Genomic DNA, 18,182 nt, shown 5'->3' with positions numbered 1-18,182 from the left:
GGAAAAACTGGTTGATGGACTAGCAGACTTAAAATTGCGCAAAAATGACGCAATCTACAAATTTAGTCATTTAAATCTATCATATCAGTTAGGCTATTACTTCTACTATTCTTCTATAAAGAAGTATAAATATATAGCTATTTTTGATAAAGGATAATAGACTTTTGAGAAGGTAGATAGTTTGGCAATTTTCTCTTACAGAGGTTAACTGTTTTATATGTAATTTAATTTTTATCAAGCTAAGATTCAATTAAGGATCGCAAAAAAATGAGCGGTCGTTTTTATATAATAAATATGGTATACTAAATTAAAATATCTTTTTTGAGGAGATAGTTATGTATAAAACAGCAACTGAATTATTTAATCGACTAAAATTAGAAAAAAAGCAACTTATTTTATGCTACATCTTAGATGAATTTGGGAGAGTTGGTTATGAAGCAACTTCTGTTCGTAAAATTGCCAGTAAAGCAGATTTAAGTGTAGGATCATTATATCAGTATTTCAACAATAAAGAAGGTATGTTAACAGTCGCGATAGAACACGTTTTTGTTATTTTAGATGAATATGTTAGTACTATAAACGACGCTCCTTTAAAACTAAAAGATCGTTTAGAAATAATGTTTGAAATGATTTTAAAATTAGGAAAGCAACATCCTGAACTCATCATATTTTATAATAAAATTCCTAGTGATAAAAAAATGATAACTGAATGGGTTAAACAATTCTATAATAATAGAAGTTTTTTTGACGTTTACTGGAGTACTGTTAAAGAACTACAAAATGAAAAAGAAATTAGTACTAAAATTGATCCAGTTATCTATACATTTATTATTGATACAATGATGTTATCTGGAGAGCTGCTTCAAAATACACAATATCAAGAAATAAAAGCCAAAGTTTTTCTAGAAGACTCTATAAAAAGTTCATTAATATTAAAAGAAAATGTTCTTGAGACGCTAACTGTACTTGCGAAGGGGTAATAAATTTATGTCAATAAATAAGAAAGATATTAAAAAGGAAGAAATTATATTTACCGCAATGAAACACTTTTCTAAATTTGGTTATGAAAAAACAAAACTTTTAGATATTGCTAATGAAGCTAAAACCAGCACTACTACCGTATATAGCTTTTTTAAAACAAAACATGATTTATATGAGGCAGTGATTGTGTATAATTTGGATATAATAAACTCTGAATTAGAAAAAATTGCTGATAAAAGCTCTACCATCGATGAATATATCATGAATATAATTGAAAGAGTACGTCTAAAATCTGATAAGGAGCAATTACTATTAAATTTTTATATGCTTATTTCAACTAATTCTGTTCAAATTAAAAATTTAGAGATTATAGAAAAGTTTGAACGAAAAAGATTTTCTTACTACTTAAAATTTATAGAAAATCCAAAAATAAAAGATCGTTATACTCTACTATTTATAGATAATATAATTACTATCTATATCTATTCATATTTTAACGTATTCTATCGAAAAAAAATATTTCTTTATTTATCTTTGTACCAACAAGATAGGGAATCTATAGAATTTGAAGAAGATCTTATGAAATATCTTAAATTATTGGTAAAAAAAAGACTTCTTGAAATTGAATAAAATTATAGCTCTATAATGGTAGGACTGAAGAATATTATCTTTCAGTTCTATCCATTATAGAGCTAAACAAGCATTCATCTAAAAAACTTCTAGTTCTTCTATTTTTAATCCTATTAGTTTCATAAAATAACTGTGGTTATTTTTTCGGTTTTTCTCCCCAGATTTCAATAATAGGTCTAAAAACTTGATCTGAATATTCTGTCAGTTTAATAGCTGCAGAAAGGTTTAGTTTTTCTACTTTTCGAGTACCTGATTTTAAACTTGAAATAGTACTCTTGCTTAACCCAGTTCCTTCTACTAAGCTTTTTACTGATTCTTGTTTCAACACTTGCTTAATTTTTACAATATCAGCGACTCCTTTATCCAAAAAAAAACTCCTTTTTTATCTCAAATTTATAACTACTGTAGTAAAAATATAGCATATTTTAGTATACTCTGGTAGTAAAAGTTGAAAAGTACGAAAAGGGAACAAATATACAATAAAAATAAATTATATTACATAAGCAATATAGTTATACTCCAACATTCTATTTATTTGAATAAATGGACCTTTCAAAACACAACATTATTTTGATGGGCATCTAATCCGGTACAATACTCAGAAATTATTTCCCTAATTTCCTTAAATTTAATTCCATGAGTGCCAATCCAATGTCAATCTCGGCTCCTTGTTTCCCTCGTAAGTGGAAATGTTGGAACACCAAATGAGCCTTTAGATGGCCAAACACTGGTTCGATATTGATTTTTCGTTTCCGATAAATCGAACCTGTCTTTTCCTCTAAAAGCTTCTTTTTACATTCTGCTTGAAATAGCGTCATGTATTATTCACTAAAATTTGTCGGTTTTGCTCACTTTTTGCTTTCGTACATTGACTACGAACAGGACAATCTCGACAATTTTCACATTCATAAATTTTGAAGTCACGTACAAATCCGCCTTTCTCTTTTCCTCGACTATATCTCTTGAAAGGAACTGCCCGATGGGTAGGAAAAATATATGTATCTTCTTCCAAATAGCGCCAGTTATCAACCATAAAAGGACTGTTTCTATAGGTCTTTTTATTTTCTTTACGATAACTAGCATAAGTGATTAATGGCGTTTTATGTAAGACATCGTTGATATACGTATAATTTTCTTCACTTCCATAGCCGGTATCCGCTACAATATACTCGGGTAATTCGTTGTGTTGTTCCAAAAAGCTGTCTAAAAATGTCTGTAAGTTTTTTATATCTGTTGGATTTGGGAACAGATCATACGCTAGGACATATTGATTTTCTGTTGCGATTTGTAAATTGTAGCCTGGCTTTAGTTGACTATTGCGCATATAATCATCTTTCATTCGCATAAATGTGGCATCTGTATCTGATTTAGTAAAACTATTTCGCTCTTGAAAAAATCGGTTATAGGTTTCATATTTTTGTTTCCTTGGTAGATAATCCGCTTGGATTTTGCGTAGATATTTTTTGTAGATTCTTCTTTTTTTTCTTTAATTGGCTTTGTTTTTCTTTCTTTTTTCATTTTGTAGTTGTTCTTCTGTCGTCACTAATTCTGTCTCCAAGTGATGCACGATTTCTTCCAATTAGTTGCTTGTCAATCTATCACTTTGGTTTTCTTCTTTTAAAGAAGGCAAGATTTCTTCTTTATAAAGGGTTTGATAGAATTCGTTTGATTGTTTATCCAAAGAAGCTTCATACTGATTTGTTGCTTTGCGCCAGACAAAACTGAATTTATTGGCATCCGCTTCGATTTTTGTGCCATCAATATATAGCGCTTCATTGTCAATTACCTGATTGGTGATTAATTGACAGCGGAATAAGACAAAGGCTTCTGCTAAAAGGTGAGCAGTTGTTTCCTGACTTTGGAAGCGATTGATGGTCCGGTAACTGACTTGTTCGTGGTTTGCTAGCCAACGCATACGATAGCTGTCATCTAATAGAAATCCAATTTTACGATCTGAAAAAACACGCTGCGTGTAAGCACATAGAATAATTTTTAACATTATTTTAGGGTGGTAGGCCAGTCATCCTAGTTGTTCTTCTAATTTAAGAAAAAGTGTTTGTGGCATGGCTTCGACTAAATCATTGACCGCAAAAGCGACATCTGTTTCAGGAATATATTGTTCCATATCTAATGGTAAAGTTGTTTGATTGATGGTATAATTTTAAAAATAAAGCACTCGCTTCCTTTCTGATTGGGTTTCGTCACTTTAATCTTACAGGAATGAGTGCTTTTTGTGTACTTTGAAATCAAAAAAATGGGGCAATAATCAGATTTTTTTCTGAGTATTGTCCCATTCTCGTCCCATTTTCATTATTGACTTTAATCATTTTCGTTCGTGTAACGTACGAAACAAAAACTCACGTTTCTACACATAAACGAAATAGCTTTAACGATAAAAGGTTAGCACATACGAGATGGAATTGTAAATATCACATAGTCCTTTAACATGGTTCTAAAAAAAATTAATATTTAGTTGTATGAACTATTAATTTATAGTTATTTATGTTATCGCTGAAATTTAACCCACAATAGTAGTCTCTAAGAGCATCTTTTTCTACACTTTCTACACACTCTATTACTTCTTTATCAGTTTCAAATCTACAATTAATCAAGAAAAAAAGATAATCAGAAATTTTGGCATCCACTTCAATTAAATTGCTTAATATAGTCTTGAAATTCTTTGAGTTTATTAAGTAAATCAATTTTTTTTGCTGCTTACACAATTGTTTTACAATATTAATCAAAATATAGTCATAAGTATTTAATGTAGCTGAGCCGCGTTGCTTCCTTCTTTCTACTTTAACAAATTCAGCAATGTCTGAGATTTCAAAAAAATACCCTTTATTTTCAAAACACAATATAATCACCCTCTCAAATTATTAAAAATAAACTTCCTTCGAGAAAAGATAAATTTATTGGTTACTTTCATACACATGAACATTCATTTTTTGCAAAAATAAGAAAATGGAAATAATTTCCGTTTGCTATTTTTAATCTTTAGTTTTCTTACAATACTACTCCGATAATACAAAAAAATGCTCTACCGCCCCCTTTTTCTTTTTGATTGCATATTTGAACTGCTTCTCTTCCTTTTGATTAAACATAATTATCCTCTTTATCTATTACAGCATAAATGTATTATCTTGTGTCCTTCTAAAAAAATTTTTAGTTGTTAATCATGAAACTAGAAGAAGAAAAAGATGCAATTTATACACAAATGAAATAATACTCGAAGAAAGGAGGAGACTTAGTAAAGATTATTATGAGCTAAAAGCCAAACCTTTTTGCATTAGATAATGCTACTCAACTTAACTAATGAGAATGTACTCCTAAAACTACTTTGTTTACGCATGAAAGAATTACAAGCGAAGTGGTTAGGCAATTCAAAACTGGGCTATGATGCTTAATAGCTAATACTCAACAAGACTTCCCCTCTAGAATTGAAAAGTATGCGATTTACCTTCTGTAACTACGACAGATCTATATTCAACTACAGGTCCAATCAAAATTTATCTGATATTTAAACAAAAAGTCATCTAAAGTAGAAAAGAGAAATCCTACCTTAGATGATCTTTTATTATCATTCTATCAACTCTATTTGACAAATAGTCAGCTTTTTATTGATAAAATTTATACACCTATCCTTTCTTAAAGAAGAATACAAACAAACTTAATTCGTATTATTTTTTCTTTTTTTTATTCCTAATAATCCTATACTACTTAAGAATAATAAACCTCCATAAATGGTTAAAATAGAATCAGATTTTTCACCAGTTTTAGGAAACTGTGAGTAATCATTTGTAGTCGAAAATAAATTTTCAAACGGCATAAATGAAGACTGTTTTATTTCTAACAAGCCATCCACTGCCGCTTTTTCCTCTGGAGTCACTAAACCGTCGGTTTCCACTTCGGCTTTCTTATCTGCTCCAGCTTTGCCTGCGTCTTCTGCTGCTTTTACTGCGTCTGCCGCTGCTTTTTCAGCTAAATCTACATCGTCCGCTTTGCCATTGCTATCTGCATCATTCACTGTTACTTCAGAGGTTGTCACTTTATCTAAGCGATCTTTCAAGCTATCTTTTACTGGTCCTTCTGGCAAGGCATCCACTAACTTGCTTGCGTCTTCTTTCTTCGCGGTAGTCGTGTCATTCAAGCCATCCACTGCCGCTTTTTCCTCTGGAGTCACTAAACCGTCGGTTTCCACTTCGGCTTTCTTATCTGCTCCAGCTTTGCCTGCGTCTTCTGCTGCTTTTACTGCGTCTGCCGCTCGAGTATCATGCAGGATCGTTAATGGAACTTCCACCATAACCTTTTCGTCACCATTACTAATTGTAACTGGAATCTTTACTTCCCGACTATTTTCTCCATCAATCCAGTCATTGATAAGTGGAGTACCAATTAGATTACCTGTTTCATTTATAGATAACCCAAAGAGCCCTTTTGGAAGTTCTCCAGTTACAATTACAGACCCTGATTTATTGGACTGTACTACATTATTTAGAACAATACTTTTACCTTCTTCAATAGGACCTTGTGGAGCATGTACTTCTCCAGCTAGGTTAGGTTCTTTTTCCCATTGAGCAAATACCGTTATATCTTCATTAAAACTAGAACCATCATTGACAGTTTGTCCTACTCCAAGTTTATCAGTATTCCATCCAATAAATTTATAGCCTTTTCGTTCTGGAGTAAAATAACTATTTAAAAGCCTTGAACCTTTTTCTAATTCTACTACTTGAGTAACTGGTTGACGGTCAAAGTCAGGATCAGTTTGATTATAATTAAAGTCAAAAGAGACTGTTACTTGTGCGCCCTGAACAATTACTTCTTCAGATACCTCTGGATTATCATAACCAACTTGAACAACATTTCTTTGTCGATCAATTTCTCTTTGTACTTCATTAGTAATAATTTTAACAACGAGTCTATCTCCCTTGCTTAATTTACCACTCAATCCAGTAAATTCAAAAGTCCCTTTTCTATCTTCAGAAGAACTAATTTCAGAAATCAGATTTTCTCCGTTATCAGTAACCTTTATTAATTGAACAGTTCTAGGGTAGACATTTTCAGTATCATAGTTGTTATTTCCTATTCTTCCACTTATCGTATCAGTATCGGTTGTTACTATTTTTATTTTTTCTCCATTTTTATCAAACCAATCGTACGGACTCACCAAAGGATCAGTATCATTAAAAATTTCAAATCCGTCACTTTTTCCATCACCATCAGAATCAGCATTTGTGTAGTTGGTTCCAATTCCCATGTTTGCTTCGTATCTATCAAGTATCCCATCTTTATCCGTATCAATTAATTTAACGAAAGTTGCCGCATGAGTATTATTTAATATCAAGCCATCATCATTTGATGAACCATTTAACGTAGTTGAAAGATATCTGTTTACTTCTTCAGCAGCATTAAGAACTGGATTATATTTGTTTTTGTCCCAAAGCCACATTTTAGAAACCAAACTACGTGCTTTATTAATATTTTCTGTGGTTGGATTTTTTACTGCAAATTCAACCATCTCTTTAGGATCCACTATAGAAGTATTGTCTCCAGAATTAATAGTTATAGGTTCCTGTGGATTACTATCTCTTTTTTCAATCCATTTCGTTAATTCCTGTTTAAATGTATCGAATGAGGAATCTATTTTACGGATAGCTTCTGTAGCTTCTCCTTTTACTAGCTTAAAGGTTGTATTATCTCTAATAGATACATCAAGTTTTAATAATTCTTGTTTGAAATCAATGAGATCGCCCAGATTTTTTTTCGCTATTAATCCTAAACTGATTGTAATCTCTTGGCGGTTAAGTAATGCTCCACCTAAAATTCCCTTTTTGTATATATCTTTAATCACTAACGAACCATCAGGAAGTTTTTCGAACTCATAATTTTTATTGTCAATCTTTATCGTATCAACTAAATCACTTAATTCTTTCCCTGTATTAATATGCAAGTTATAAGGACTACGTTTCCCTATCGTTAAGCCATAATTACCAGTATTTACTCCATAATTAATATCAATAGTATTATTGGTATAGTTAAAATTAGAACTAATTTTAGGACCATTATTATTGACAATATCTTCATCTTTGAAAAAGGTATCTTTACTTAATATTAATTTATTGTTTTGAAGTAAAATATTTAGATCAAAATCAGAAATTAGATCATTTTTTACTCCCTCTTTTTTCTCTTTAAATCTAGCCCAAACTTGGAAAGGTATTTCACTATTGAGAACTTCTTGAGGAGTATCATCTTTAAAATAAATATCTATTGTTCCGTTAGTACGACCCACTAAAGCAGCACGAACCAATCCTCCTCTTTTATCTGTACTAAGAATACCAGAAGACCAAATATTGGTTTTATTGGGCAATTCATACGGATTTTTAGAAATAATTGTTTTACCATCTAGAACTATTTTTTCAACATATGGTGCAAATTTTTCATCAATTGAATAGTACATTGTTCCGCCTGCAAGATCAAAGTACGCTTCAGATGCTAAATTCCCCTCCATATCAACTGTATAATGTTTCTTTCCATCATCAGTAGTAACTAAACCTCGATTATATATACCAAACCCATATGGAGTATACGCATCTCGTTGATTACCTACTATTTCTTTATTTTCTACTACATTTACAGAGCTCTCTATACTTTTCGCTCCATCTTTTTCCGCAACGAAAGAGTAGTTATCACTTTTGATAGCTTGTGATTCTAGAGGATATTCAAAATTTCCATCATCGTCTGCTTTAATAGACCCCAGTTCAATACCATTTTTATAAATTTTTATCGTTACTCCTGGTTCAGACTTTCCTTTAATAGTACTATCATTTTCGTAAATCTCTTTTGTGACTGGCATTTGAATACTCAAACTTGGAACAGGAGATTCATTATCTCTTTTAGATCTTCTTATTTTATCACTATCATTAAATGATTCAGTTCCAGCATTCAATACAGAGATATTGTCATTCCTTTTAGCTATTTCAGTTTTATCAGCCTCTTTCATTATTTCCTTAGTAGTTTCCACTGAGTTTTCTACTAAGTCCCTATTATCACTTTTACTATTATTATCGACATTCTCTGTTTCCGAAGGAATTGATTTGATAATACTATCACTTTCATTTAATACTTTTTCATCATTAACTGTAGATAGCGCATCATTTTCTGCCTTGGTAGTTATTGAATTAGTATTCTCTTGTGAATCATCCAGATTTAATGTTTTAACAGCTGATTCTTCAGATTTTTTTATAGAATCAGAAGTTTCTACTTGTTTTACTGATTCAGATCCTGATACATCTTTATGAAGATCCTGTTCGACTTCACTTGTCTTTGAATTTTTTTGATTTGAACTTTCTATTGCTTCTTCAGCCAGTATAGTTCCTGAACTTGTAGTTGTTTCTTTACTATTTTCACCGTTACTAATTTTAGTTCCATCAATTTCATGAATCATTTTATACTCAGCTGATTTGGTAGAAGAATCATTTTCTCCAATAATTGTACTACCAGAATCTTGTATATCCTGATTTATACTATTATGCACTTCATCAGCGTAAGCTAATGTTGTCCCACCAAACGCAATACTTCCGAAAATAATACATCCGATAATTACTGATGCTGCACCACCGCCACCGTGTTTCTTCTTAATAGCAAATTTCAAATTCCTTTCTTTACCAGTAAAAAACATTTTTTCTCCTCCTTAAAATTCCAAAACTATTTAAGTAACAAAACAATAAAATGAACGAACATTTTATTCAATCTATAAAAAATAATTATCCATTACAGATAATTTATACTATTAGTATGATAAAACATTTAATTTCTAATTTCAACATGAACGTTCGTTTTTTATTTTAATTCTTTACACAGATCACTTGAATCTCTATAGGCTGCGTGTTGTGTCTCAAATACTTTTGCTTTTTCCAGATAGAACTTTAACTAATAAGGATTAGCATTCTTGATACTCTTTATCCATTTGTTTTGCTTAACTTTTTTTCTGAGAGAGAAACTACAAATATAACTTCTTCACGTACCTAGCAATTTAATAACAGTCAGTCTACTAACCGTTCATCATTCATACCAAAATATTGATGCAATGGTTTTTGTTTTCCTGACAATAGTTGATCGATCGTCACAAATTCGTATCCTTCATTTTTTAACATAGTGATCAATCCTGATACAGCTTTGACTGATTCATGATGGATATCGTGGATTAAGATGATTGCGCCATTAAAGACATTCTGTTTGACAACATTATTGATTGCTTCAGGATTTCTTGTTTTCCAATCTAGCGAATCAATATTCCATTGAATAATTGGCATGCCAATTGTTTCAGCACTTTTTTTATCAATAGCGCCATAAGGAGGACGGATATTGCGAGGCAAGACGCCCGTAGCCTTAAAAATTGCTTTATTAGCTTTATTCATTTCACTTTGTAATTCATCTGTCGAAAGTGTATTCAACTGTGGATGAGAATACGAGTGACATGCTACCTCATGACCCTCGTCGTGGACTTGTTTTGCAACATCTGGGTTTTGATCCACCATCTGTCCTAACATGAAAAAAGTAGCCTTCACGTTGTTTGTTTTTAGTATATTCAACAAATCAAGTGTTGAGCTATTATTGGGTCCATCATCAAAAGTAAGAGCGACATACTTTTTATTTTCATCTAATGCAGGTAACGCATCTTTTATACTTTCTTGCGAAACCAGATCTGTATCAATAAAAGGCGCAATGTCTCTGTATTTTAGAATAACTTTAGTAGTTCCAGTTGTGTTCTTTGGTAGGTCGATGGTCAATTCATCAGGTGTATAAGTCATTTTACTCTCGTAAGAAATTCTATCCATCGTTAATACAGCATCAATTATTTTTTTAGGCTCTTTGGCGTGATCAAGAATGGATTGCTGAATCACCTGTTGAATACCTAAGAGACTTCCTTCATCCGGAATCAAATCCTTATTTGTGATTTCTTTACCAGTTTTTTCGGAAACATAAATGGCTTTCTCAGAAATACTGTCTGGCTTTTTAAAATTTTCCTTACTGCGATCCCAGATAAAACTATCTGCTTCAATTCTATACTGACCAATTTTAGAAGATATTGCTGTTGCTTTTATTCTGGCAACTGTAAGCACTTCTTTTTCACGATGCTTCTTTTGTTGCTTTTGAGCAAGCTCGTCTAAGAGCTGGTTTGCATTTTTAAAAGGAACAGTACTTTCATAAACTGGACGGTAAATAAGGCACTTATTTTCTCCGTCATTTATAGTATCTATTTTCGTTGAAATTCCACTTTGGTCTTGCTCTTCTTGGATTGAAGCCATGAGATTTTTTACAGCAGTTTCATATTTGGCTTGAGCTTCTACTTCTTGCTGTTTTAATGTATAAACAATATAGCCGCCAGTAGCGACAATTACTAGAATAAGTGCGGTAAACAATGCGAATATATACTTGCTATAATTAGATTTTTTCTTCGGTATTTTTGGTTGTTTGTTTTCGTTTCCGGTTTTGGGCTTTACAGCTTCATTCAATTGATTTGCATTTTCACAGATATCAGGTTCTTGTTTGTGACGTTGACTACGACGTGCATAGATATTTTTATCAGACATATGACTTTATCCTTCCTTTTATCATCATAAAGTAAAATGAAACAGCGCAATTGTAATAAAAAATAATTTATAGATAATTTTTACAAGAAAGTTTTCTCTATTATTCTTTTTCTTTTGGCGTAGTAATTATCGCTAATTCCTCACCATTTTAGATATTGTGGCTACTTAATGTTAAACTCAATTTTGATATCATTAGAATCACTAGTTTTGATTTTAGTTTTTGGAATTGTACCCTTCGATAGGTTAATCACTATGGTTGCAGTCTTTGAATCACCAATAATGGTCTAGGATTAAAAATATAAACTATTATCCAATCTTGTTCTATTTGATTAAATATACTACTTTAATACCTTTAATTTGTGATCAATTCCAACTTCACCAAACTCATTTACAATTATAATAATTTCTTCCCTGGGATGGGGTGAGACTTGCAAGGCTTGATTGATCAGCGTTGTTTTTCCAGCCCCTAAAAACCCAGAAACGATTGTAACTGGTATGCCCATTTTGTCTCCTTTTTACCACTTGCCTATTTCACTTCTTTGAAAATTGCCCGTCTGCGCAATTTTGGAGAATACTTTTTTAATTCTATCCGTTCAGGGTTATTCCGTTTATTTTTGCTAGTGAGATACAGACGTTCTCCAGTTTCGACACATTCTAAAATAATATTTTGACGCATAAATTTTCCTCCTTCAATACTTATCGATCTTCAAGATACGCTTGAATCTGTTGTGCATCTTCAAAAGTTAACTCGCCAGATTCCAATTGTGAAGCTAAATTTTCTTTCATATCAACAGGTATCTCCCAATAACCATCGATACATTGAAATAACTCCTCGTCATACTCTTCAAAAATTGGATAGATTCTTAAAAAATCATCAAATGATAACCCTTGGTCCTCGTAATAGTCTTTGACTAATCCATTTTCAATTGCCTGTTGGGTCGGTAAACCCGTTTCAGTAATAATTCCTCTCTCTACCATCGAACGATAAAAAGTACTTTTATCTAGCGATTGTTGGGTCGTTTCAAGATAATACTTTAATCCTTCTTCAACTAAAGGTGGGTAAATAATTTCCATTTGGGTTCCCTCCTAAAAGTTATATATTAAACTATTTTGAAGCTCCTTTAATTACTTTCTTTCCATTATAGTAACCTTTTAAAGATACATGATGGCTACGTCTATAATCACCATTCGCTTCGTCAAATGAAATTTCTGGTTTTACTACAGTTTGATGAGTTCTTCTTAACCGTTTCTTCGCCTTAGATGTTTTTCTTGCTGGCACTGCCATGATATTTCCTCCTCTTACCAACTTGCTTTTTTTACTCCAGGAATCAACCCTTGATGGGCAAGTTCTCTAAACTTAATACGGGACATACCGAACTTTCGCATATACCCTCTTGGACGACCATCCGTCTGATCACGAAGCCTCAGACGATTCGGATTTGAATCTCTTGGCAATTTAGCGAGAGCGGTGCGATCTCCTGCGGCTTTTAATTCCTGACGTTTATCTGCATACTTTTCAATCATCGCCATTTGTTTCTTTGCTTTAGCAATTTTCGACTTTTTTGCCATATACCTTTATACTCCTTTTATTTTGATTTAGACATCTCAAATCGTAAACGTTACGTTTTGACGCTGATACTTTACCAACAAGAGTTGCTCTTGTCAACAATAAATAACATGAAATAAAACTCATATGAATAGATAACTATTTGAAAACGAATTTATCGGTACATAGAGATAATCAAATCATTTAAAAGAATATGCAGTTTAAGCTCTGAAAAATAAGAATTCACTTTTATTAGTCCAATCAAACACAAATACCGTTTTAAGTAGCTTTTCCTCTACTTAAAACGGCAATATGAAAGAAACTATAACTTTTTATTCAACCTTTTATGTTTAACTGGTTTATCGCCAATTTTTTAAAACTTTGATTATTCCTTATATTATAAGAATAGACATTAAGTGAACTAATTCAATCATACTGATTCTTTCGTGTATTCAAAATTAGATGCTGTTTAATAAAATTATTCTTTTTGAAAAAGAATTATAACTATATCCCAAAAATTGTAGGTTAATTTAAAGCCTATTTCATCATCGTGATTGAGCTTCTTTTTCATAGACGAATTTCTCAGATAGTTTAGTTTTCTTTATGAGATTTTTGTATATTTCTGACCTTCGATACAACTCACTATGAGTACCTTGATCAACTACTTTTCCTTGATCCATCACTACAATTTTATTTACCTTTTCAATAGACTTCAAGCGATGCGATATAATTAGTACTGTCTTATCTTGTATTAAACGATTTAAACTTTCCTGAATACGTTTTTCATTTTCCGCATCTAAACTGGCAGTAATTTCATCTAAAATTAAAATTGGCGCATTTTTCAAAAAAGCCCGTGCTATGGATAAGCGTTGTCGCTCTCCTCCAGAAAGTGAACTTCCGTTTTCTCCGACCAATGTATGATAACCGTCAGGTAGTTTTTCAATAAAGTCTTCGCAGTTAGCTAAACGAGCTGCTTTTTTCACTTCCTCATCTGACGCTTGACTATTTCCAATACGTATATTTTCCAAAATACTTGTATTAAACAAAGTTACCTCTTGAAAAACAATAGCGATTTTGCTAAACAAAGAAGCTGGAGATACACGTTTAATATCATACCCATCAATTAAAATACAGCCTTCATCATAATCATACAGTCTAGACACTAATTTCAAGATACTAGTTTTCCCGGAACCACTAGCACCTACTAACGCAGTCACTTCTCCTTGTTTAGCCGTAAAAGAGATATGATCTAAAATTGGGGTATTGTTATCATATGAGAAAGAGACATCTCGCAACTCAACGTCAAAAGATTTCAGAGGACTATCTGATCCCTCTTGGATACTGGTTTCCTTCATAGCTCTAATTCGCTGTATTTTAGGAGCTAAATAAAATATTTCAAGCACTGCTTCTTTCATAGAATCGAAGGAATCCTTTATTTTTATTGCGGCTAGTAAGTAACCAACGACGTAGAGTATAGTCACTTCACCCGTTAACAGTAAGTGAACACCTACTAGAATGACTACTGCTAAACTAACATATGAGAAAATAGAGGATAAGGCCATGACTGAAAAAGTACTTAATTCTACCTTTAAATGAATCCTTTCACTCTCTTCCATTTTTTTGAAAAGTCTGTCTTGAACTTTTTTAGATAGATTAAAGCTATTAATCTCTTGCTGCAGTTCAATAGTTTCTTGAAATTCTTCCGAGTTTTCTCTCAAAGTATCGTAATATTTAGTATTGGCTTTCGTTTGGGATTTCTTTGATAACAAGATTAAGACAAAACTAAATAACGTTGGCAAAATAACAGCTAATCCCATTTTGACATTACCAACCAAAAGCATCACTGAAATAAAAGGGAAAAACAGAGCCATACCGCCGGATTTAGGTATTGCATGACTCATCGCATGCTCAATACCTTCAACGTCAGACATGATAGTTTGAGATAAATCTGATAAATTATGTTTTGAAAAATAGGATAATGGTAAATTTGACAAATCGTCTGCAATTTGCACTCTTAAATGCGCACTTTCTTTATAAGTACTATTATATAAGTTTTCATACTCCCTATCTAACAACCAATACATGAAAAGCAAAGTAACAAACGATACTGCAAAATAAAGCCAACGGGGCTTTGCATTTTCTAAAACTAATTCGTCTATCAGCATCATTATAATGAATGCTGGTACCATATTAATGCAGTATACAAAAAAACTAGAAATAGAAGCTTTAGTTAAAGCTTCTGCGCCCTGATCAGTTAAAGCAAATTTTTTTTTATAAAAATTTTTCATTGTCAAGCCTCCAATCATTTGCATTCTCATAATTAGTGACCAATTGTTTATACACTCGATGTTTAGCCATTAATTCATTATGATTTCCACGTTCTACTATTTTTCCTTCTGACAAGACAAGAATTTCATCTACAGATTTAATGCTGGATAATCGATGAGCTATCATAATAACTGTTTTTTCTTTCATCAAATATTGAAAAGCCTTTTGTAGTTCATACTCATTATCTGGATCAATAGATGCACTAGCTTCATCCATAATAACAATCTTTGCATCTTTTAAAATTGCTCTGGCAATAGCTATACGTTGTTTTTCTCCTCCTGACAGATAAACTCCTTTACTACCAATTAAGGTATGCTCTCTTTCGGGAAATTTTTTTAAAATCGATTCGCAACCGGCTAATCTTAGCGCGTCAAATACTTTACTTGCTGGCGCTTGAGGATTTGCTATAGAAACGTTATCGTAAATACTCTGATTGAATAGTTTCGTATCTTGAAAGACAAAAGCAATTGTATTAATAATTGTGTCTTTTGAATAGTGATTTAAAGGCTTACCACCAATTTTAATCTGTCCCTTATCCACATTGTAGAAACCTGAAATTAGTTTAGCTATCGTACTCTTTCCGCTTCCTGATTTTCCTACTAATGCATAAATTCTTTTTTGTTCTAAAACTAAGTTGAAATTTTCTAAAACACACTCTTCTTTGTATGAAAAGCTGACATTTTCAAATGCAATGTCACAATTTTTAATCTGTGTCTCGTTCCCATATTTTAGTTGGTCTTGCTTCATTTCTAAATAAAGGGAGTCTAGTGTTTCGACTGCATATCTTGCTTCAAACAAGTGCATACTTACATACATTATTCTCATGAAAGAAACAAAAATAATTCCACTTAAAAAAAACAACATCAACAAGTCAACAGCTAATATCTTGGGAGTGGTAAGAGAAGTTATAAAAAAGGTTATAGGAACTATCAAAATGCAAACTATGCCAAAAAATAGCCATTGAAAAAGAACAAAAGGTGTTTTCCCACTCAAAGAATACTTATATGCAAACTTAGCATAATCGTTAATTGCTTTATTCAAGGCTTTAAATGATGTTACTTTAGCACCAAATATCTTTATAACTTGAATTCCGCGGATATATTCTACCGTTTCAGAGCTTAACACATCTAACGATTCTTGATATTTTTGAATAAAATTTGTATTCCCTGTCATTTTCTTTAACAAGAATACACCAATTACTAACATGGCGATTAGAACCAATCCAATTTTAAAGTTAATGAAAAAGCCTAAGGCAACTGATAAAACAGGTGTTACTATGGCTTGAGCACTATCTGGAATCAAGTGAGCAATTGCCATATGTGTTTTAGCCGCGTTGTCATCAATTGTCTTTCGAATATATCCCGAAGAATTTAAATCAAAAAAACGAAAACTTGCTTTTGTTAAACCGCTAATTCCCTTTTTTCTCAAATTAGTCTCTAAGCGAAACCCAAGGATATGAGAAAATAAGCCAGAAAAAATATAAAATAAAGCTCCTAAAGTTAACCAAGCAACAGTTTGAACCGCATAACTCTTAGCTAAATATTCATCTCCTACAATAATTAGAGACTGAAGAAATTTGTAAATACTGTAATATCCATAGACTGTTAATACGACAGAAAAATCAGAAAATAAAGTGGCTAACCATCCGTAGTATTTCATTTTAGGGACATAACTAAATAATTTTTTGTATACTTTCATTTTTTCCTCCCCCGCATTCAATTTTTTCTCTTATTCGTTTACAACTGTTAATGCTTTCCGTAATGGCGTAAATTAGAGATGTACAAACAGATAGAAGGTAAACTACGTTCTATTTTTTGTATTTTTTTAAGACTTTTCTTCCAATCAATACACCAATCATAGATAAACTTGCTACAACTAACACTGAAATAATTCCCCATATACCCACCGCGTAGTGGATCATTGCATCCATTGTTGCAGCAGATTGTCCTCTATCTATCCAGTCTTGACGAAAACGATCTGTAAAGAACCATATGGGAATCCACTGTCCGGCAGCACTGCCTAGTTGCATTAGAACCCAAGACACAACTTGAGGAATTGCTCGATCATATCCAAATACATATAGAATAATATCAGCTAAGATCGCCATACTAATCGAACTGATAAACCAAGGTAAGTACGCCCCGCCCATTAACGTAAAAAATAACAATAAAACAATTGTGTAAATAGTAAAAATTCCTTTTCTAGGGTAGTTATAGCTAATATAAACAAATATGATTCCAGATAATAATCCAAAAATCCCTGGGGATATGCTGTGACCAAACGCCCCACCAATACTACTAACCATTATTGAAAAAAAGTAAATTACTAGGGAAATAACTGTAGCTAAACCAATAAAAATATAATCTTTTGTTTTCATATATATTTTCCTCAATTCTATTTCGTTATGTCATTAAAAATCTGTTCTATCAAAGTTGAATCTTCTACTCTAAGTTTTATATCTTTTTTTATTCCACCATTTTTTAAATAAATAATTCTATTGCATGTTTTATAAAGAAATTCCGGATCATGAGTGGCTATGACTACTGCACCCTTTTCTTTTAAATCTTTAATAAGGTCAGCAATCCTTTCCATATTGATATAATCCAACCCACTTGTAGGTTCATCAAATAGAAATAAATTAGTTTTTGACAATGAAGCTATAGAAACCAATAATCTTTGTTTTTCTCCACCGGATAAATCAAACGGTAATTGATCTTTCATTTTATAAAGTTCCATTTTTTTTAAAATTTTTTCTTGCTGATCTTTACTAACTATTTCATTCCCCAGGGCTAACTCGCTCCTCACTGATTCTGTGAAAAATTGGTAATCCATTTCTTGCATTACTAAAAACGGCGATGACAAATTTTTTTTATTTTCGATTATCTTTCCTTTGGTAGGGCGAATAATCTTCATGAGTATTCTTAGTAAGGTTGTTTTCCCCACACCGTTTTTCCCTACCAAACCAATAACATCTCCAACTTTGACATCAAAATTTATGTCTTTTAGAATATTTTCATAAGTAATTTCTTCAACTTTTAATACATCTGCACTTGCCTTTTCGATATAGGGAACTTCAATCGAACTATTAAAAATGTCAAATT

13 protein-coding genes and 3 pseudogenes are annotated in these 18,182 nt (G+C 32.0%); 2 read left to right on the top strand and 14 right to left on the bottom strand.

Annotated features, from left to right (window positions below; all coding sequences use genetic code 11):
* Positions 1–335: 335 nt before the first annotated feature.
* Together IGM13_RS02415 and IGM13_RS02410 are read left to right on the top strand one after the other, a co-directional pair.
* Positions 336–980: a TetR/AcrR family transcriptional regulator gene (locus IGM13_RS02415; protein ID WP_002358596.1), complete on the top strand. Its 645-nt coding sequence runs from the start codon at positions 336–338 to the stop codon at positions 978–980.
* Between the two features lie 7 nt (positions 981–987).
* Positions 988–1,611 (top strand): TetR/AcrR family transcriptional regulator, encoded by a 624-nt coding sequence (locus IGM13_RS02410; protein ID WP_002358595.1) that lies wholly within the window; start codon positions 988–990, stop codon positions 1,609–1,611.
* 136 nt (positions 1,612–1,747) lie between these two features.
* Here the strand turns inward: IGM13_RS02410 and IGM13_RS02405 are convergent, their stop codons facing one another.
* The 14 genes and pseudogenes from IGM13_RS02405 to IGM13_RS02340 all read right to left on the bottom strand — a co-directional run.
* Positions 1,748–1,978: a hypothetical protein gene (locus IGM13_RS02405; protein WP_002358594.1), complete on the bottom strand. Its 231-nt coding sequence runs from the start codon at positions 1,976–1,978 to the stop codon at positions 1,748–1,750.
* A gap of 241 nt (positions 1,979–2,219) precedes the next feature.
* Positions 2,220–3,736 (bottom strand): annotated as a pseudogene (locus IGM13_RS02400) (IS1182 family transposase); the annotation flags it as partial.
* A 337-nt stretch (positions 3,737–4,073) separates the two neighbouring features.
* On the bottom strand, positions 4,074–4,478 hold the full coding sequence (locus IGM13_RS02395) for a DUF7006 family protein (protein ID WP_002358592.1): 405 nt from the start codon (positions 4,476–4,478) through the stop codon (positions 4,074–4,076).
* 803 nt (positions 4,479–5,281) lie between these two features.
* Entirely contained in the window at positions 5,282–9,292 is a 4,011-nt protein-coding gene (locus tag IGM13_RS02390) for a GA-like domain-containing protein (protein ID WP_002404367.1), read from the bottom strand.
* 364 nt (positions 9,293–9,656) lie between these two features.
* Positions 9,657–11,207, bottom strand: coding sequence for a polysaccharide deacetylase family protein (locus IGM13_RS02385; protein WP_002382901.1), 1,551 nt, complete (start codon positions 11,205–11,207; stop codon positions 9,657–9,659).
* 347 nt (positions 11,208–11,554) lie between these two features.
* Positions 11,555–11,710: pseudogene (locus IGM13_RS02380) on the bottom strand (GTP-binding protein); the annotation flags it as partial.
* Positions 11,711–11,733: 23 nt separating this feature from the next.
* Positions 11,734–11,883, bottom strand: coding sequence for a 50S ribosomal protein L33 (gene rpmG / locus IGM13_RS02375; protein ID WP_002358586.1), 150 nt, complete (start codon positions 11,881–11,883; stop codon positions 11,734–11,736).
* 20 nt (positions 11,884–11,903) lie between these two features.
* A complete protein-coding gene (locus IGM13_RS02370; protein ID WP_002358585.1) occupies positions 11,904–12,281 on the bottom strand; it encodes a hypothetical protein in 378 nt (125 codons plus the stop codon).
* Positions 12,282–12,312: 31 nt separating this feature from the next.
* Entirely contained in the window at positions 12,313–12,492 is a 180-nt protein-coding gene (gene rpmF / locus IGM13_RS02365) for a 50S ribosomal protein L32 (protein WP_002297318.1), read from the bottom strand.
* Between the two features lie 14 nt (positions 12,493–12,506).
* A complete protein-coding gene (rpsN, locus tag IGM13_RS02360; protein ID WP_002297316.1) occupies positions 12,507–12,776 on the bottom strand; it encodes a 30S ribosomal protein S14 in 270 nt (89 codons plus the stop codon).
* 522 nt (positions 12,777–13,298) lie between these two features.
* Entirely contained in the window at positions 13,299–15,041 is a 1,743-nt protein-coding gene (locus tag IGM13_RS02355; RefSeq protein WP_002358584.1) for an ABC transporter ATP-binding protein, read from the bottom strand.
* Positions 15,025–16,779, bottom strand: coding sequence for an ABC transporter ATP-binding protein (locus IGM13_RS02350; RefSeq protein WP_002358583.1), 1,755 nt, complete (start codon positions 16,777–16,779; stop codon positions 15,025–15,027). Before IGM13_RS02350 ends, IGM13_RS02355 begins: the two co-directional genes overlap by 17 nt.
* Positions 16,780–16,888: 109 nt before the next feature.
* On the bottom strand, positions 16,889–17,458 hold the full coding sequence (locus tag IGM13_RS02345; RefSeq protein ID WP_002358581.1) for an MptD family putative ECF transporter S component: 570 nt from the start codon (positions 17,456–17,458) through the stop codon (positions 16,889–16,891).
* A gap of 17 nt (positions 17,459–17,475) precedes the next feature.
* Positions 17,476–18,054 (bottom strand): annotated as a pseudogene (locus tag IGM13_RS02340) (ATP-binding cassette domain-containing protein); the annotation flags it as partial.
* Positions 18,055–18,182: the final 128 nt, after the last annotated feature.

The sequence above is a fragment of the Enterococcus sp. DIV0561 genome (genome assembly GCF_050539875.1).
GTDB classification, from domain to species: domain Bacteria; phylum Bacillota; class Bacilli; order Lactobacillales; family Enterococcaceae; genus Enterococcus; species Enterococcus faecalis.
The sequence above is the reverse complement of the archived record's forward strand: the minus strand, read 5'-3'. Positions and strand labels throughout refer to the sequence as shown.

What these genes read in the sequence shown, in the direction of transcription:
- rpmF (WP_002297318.1), bottom strand. Translation starts at nt 12,492, where the DNA reads ATGGCAGTGCCAGCAAGAAAAACATCTAAGGCGAAGAAACGGTTAAGA.
- IGM13_RS02415 (WP_002358596.1), top strand. Translation starts at nt 336, where the DNA reads ATGTATAAAACAGCAACTGAATTATTTAATCGACTAAAATTAGAAAAA.
- IGM13_RS02350 (WP_002358583.1), bottom strand. Translation starts at nt 16,779, where the DNA reads ATGAAAGTATACAAAAAATTATTTAGTTATGTCCCTAAAATGAAATAC.
- IGM13_RS02385 (WP_002382901.1), bottom strand. Translation starts at nt 11,207, where the DNA reads ATGTCTGATAAAAATATCTATGCACGTCGTAGTCAACGTCACAAACAA.
- rpsN (WP_002297316.1), bottom strand. Translation starts at nt 12,776, where the DNA reads ATGGCAAAAAAGTCGAAAATTGCTAAAGCAAAGAAACAAATGGCGATG.
- IGM13_RS02370 (WP_002358585.1), bottom strand. Translation starts at nt 12,281, where the DNA reads ATGGAAATTATTTACCCACCTTTAGTTGAAGAAGGATTAAAGTATTAT.
- IGM13_RS02410 (WP_002358595.1), top strand. Translation starts at nt 988, where the DNA reads ATGTCAATAAATAAGAAAGATATTAAAAAGGAAGAAATTATATTTACC.
- rpmG (WP_002358586.1), bottom strand. Translation starts at nt 11,883, where the DNA reads ATGCGTCAAAATATTATTTTAGAATGTGTCGAAACTGGAGAACGTCTG.
- IGM13_RS02355 (WP_002358584.1), bottom strand. Translation starts at nt 15,041, where the DNA reads ATGAAAAATTTTTATAAAAAAAAATTTGCTTTAACTGATCAGGGCGCA.
- IGM13_RS02390 (WP_002404367.1), bottom strand. Translation starts at nt 9,292, where the DNA reads ATGTTTTTTACTGGTAAAGAAAGGAATTTGAAATTTGCTATTAAGAAG.
- IGM13_RS02345 (WP_002358581.1), bottom strand. Translation starts at nt 17,458, where the DNA reads ATGAAAACAAAAGATTATATTTTTATTGGTTTAGCTACAGTTATTTCC.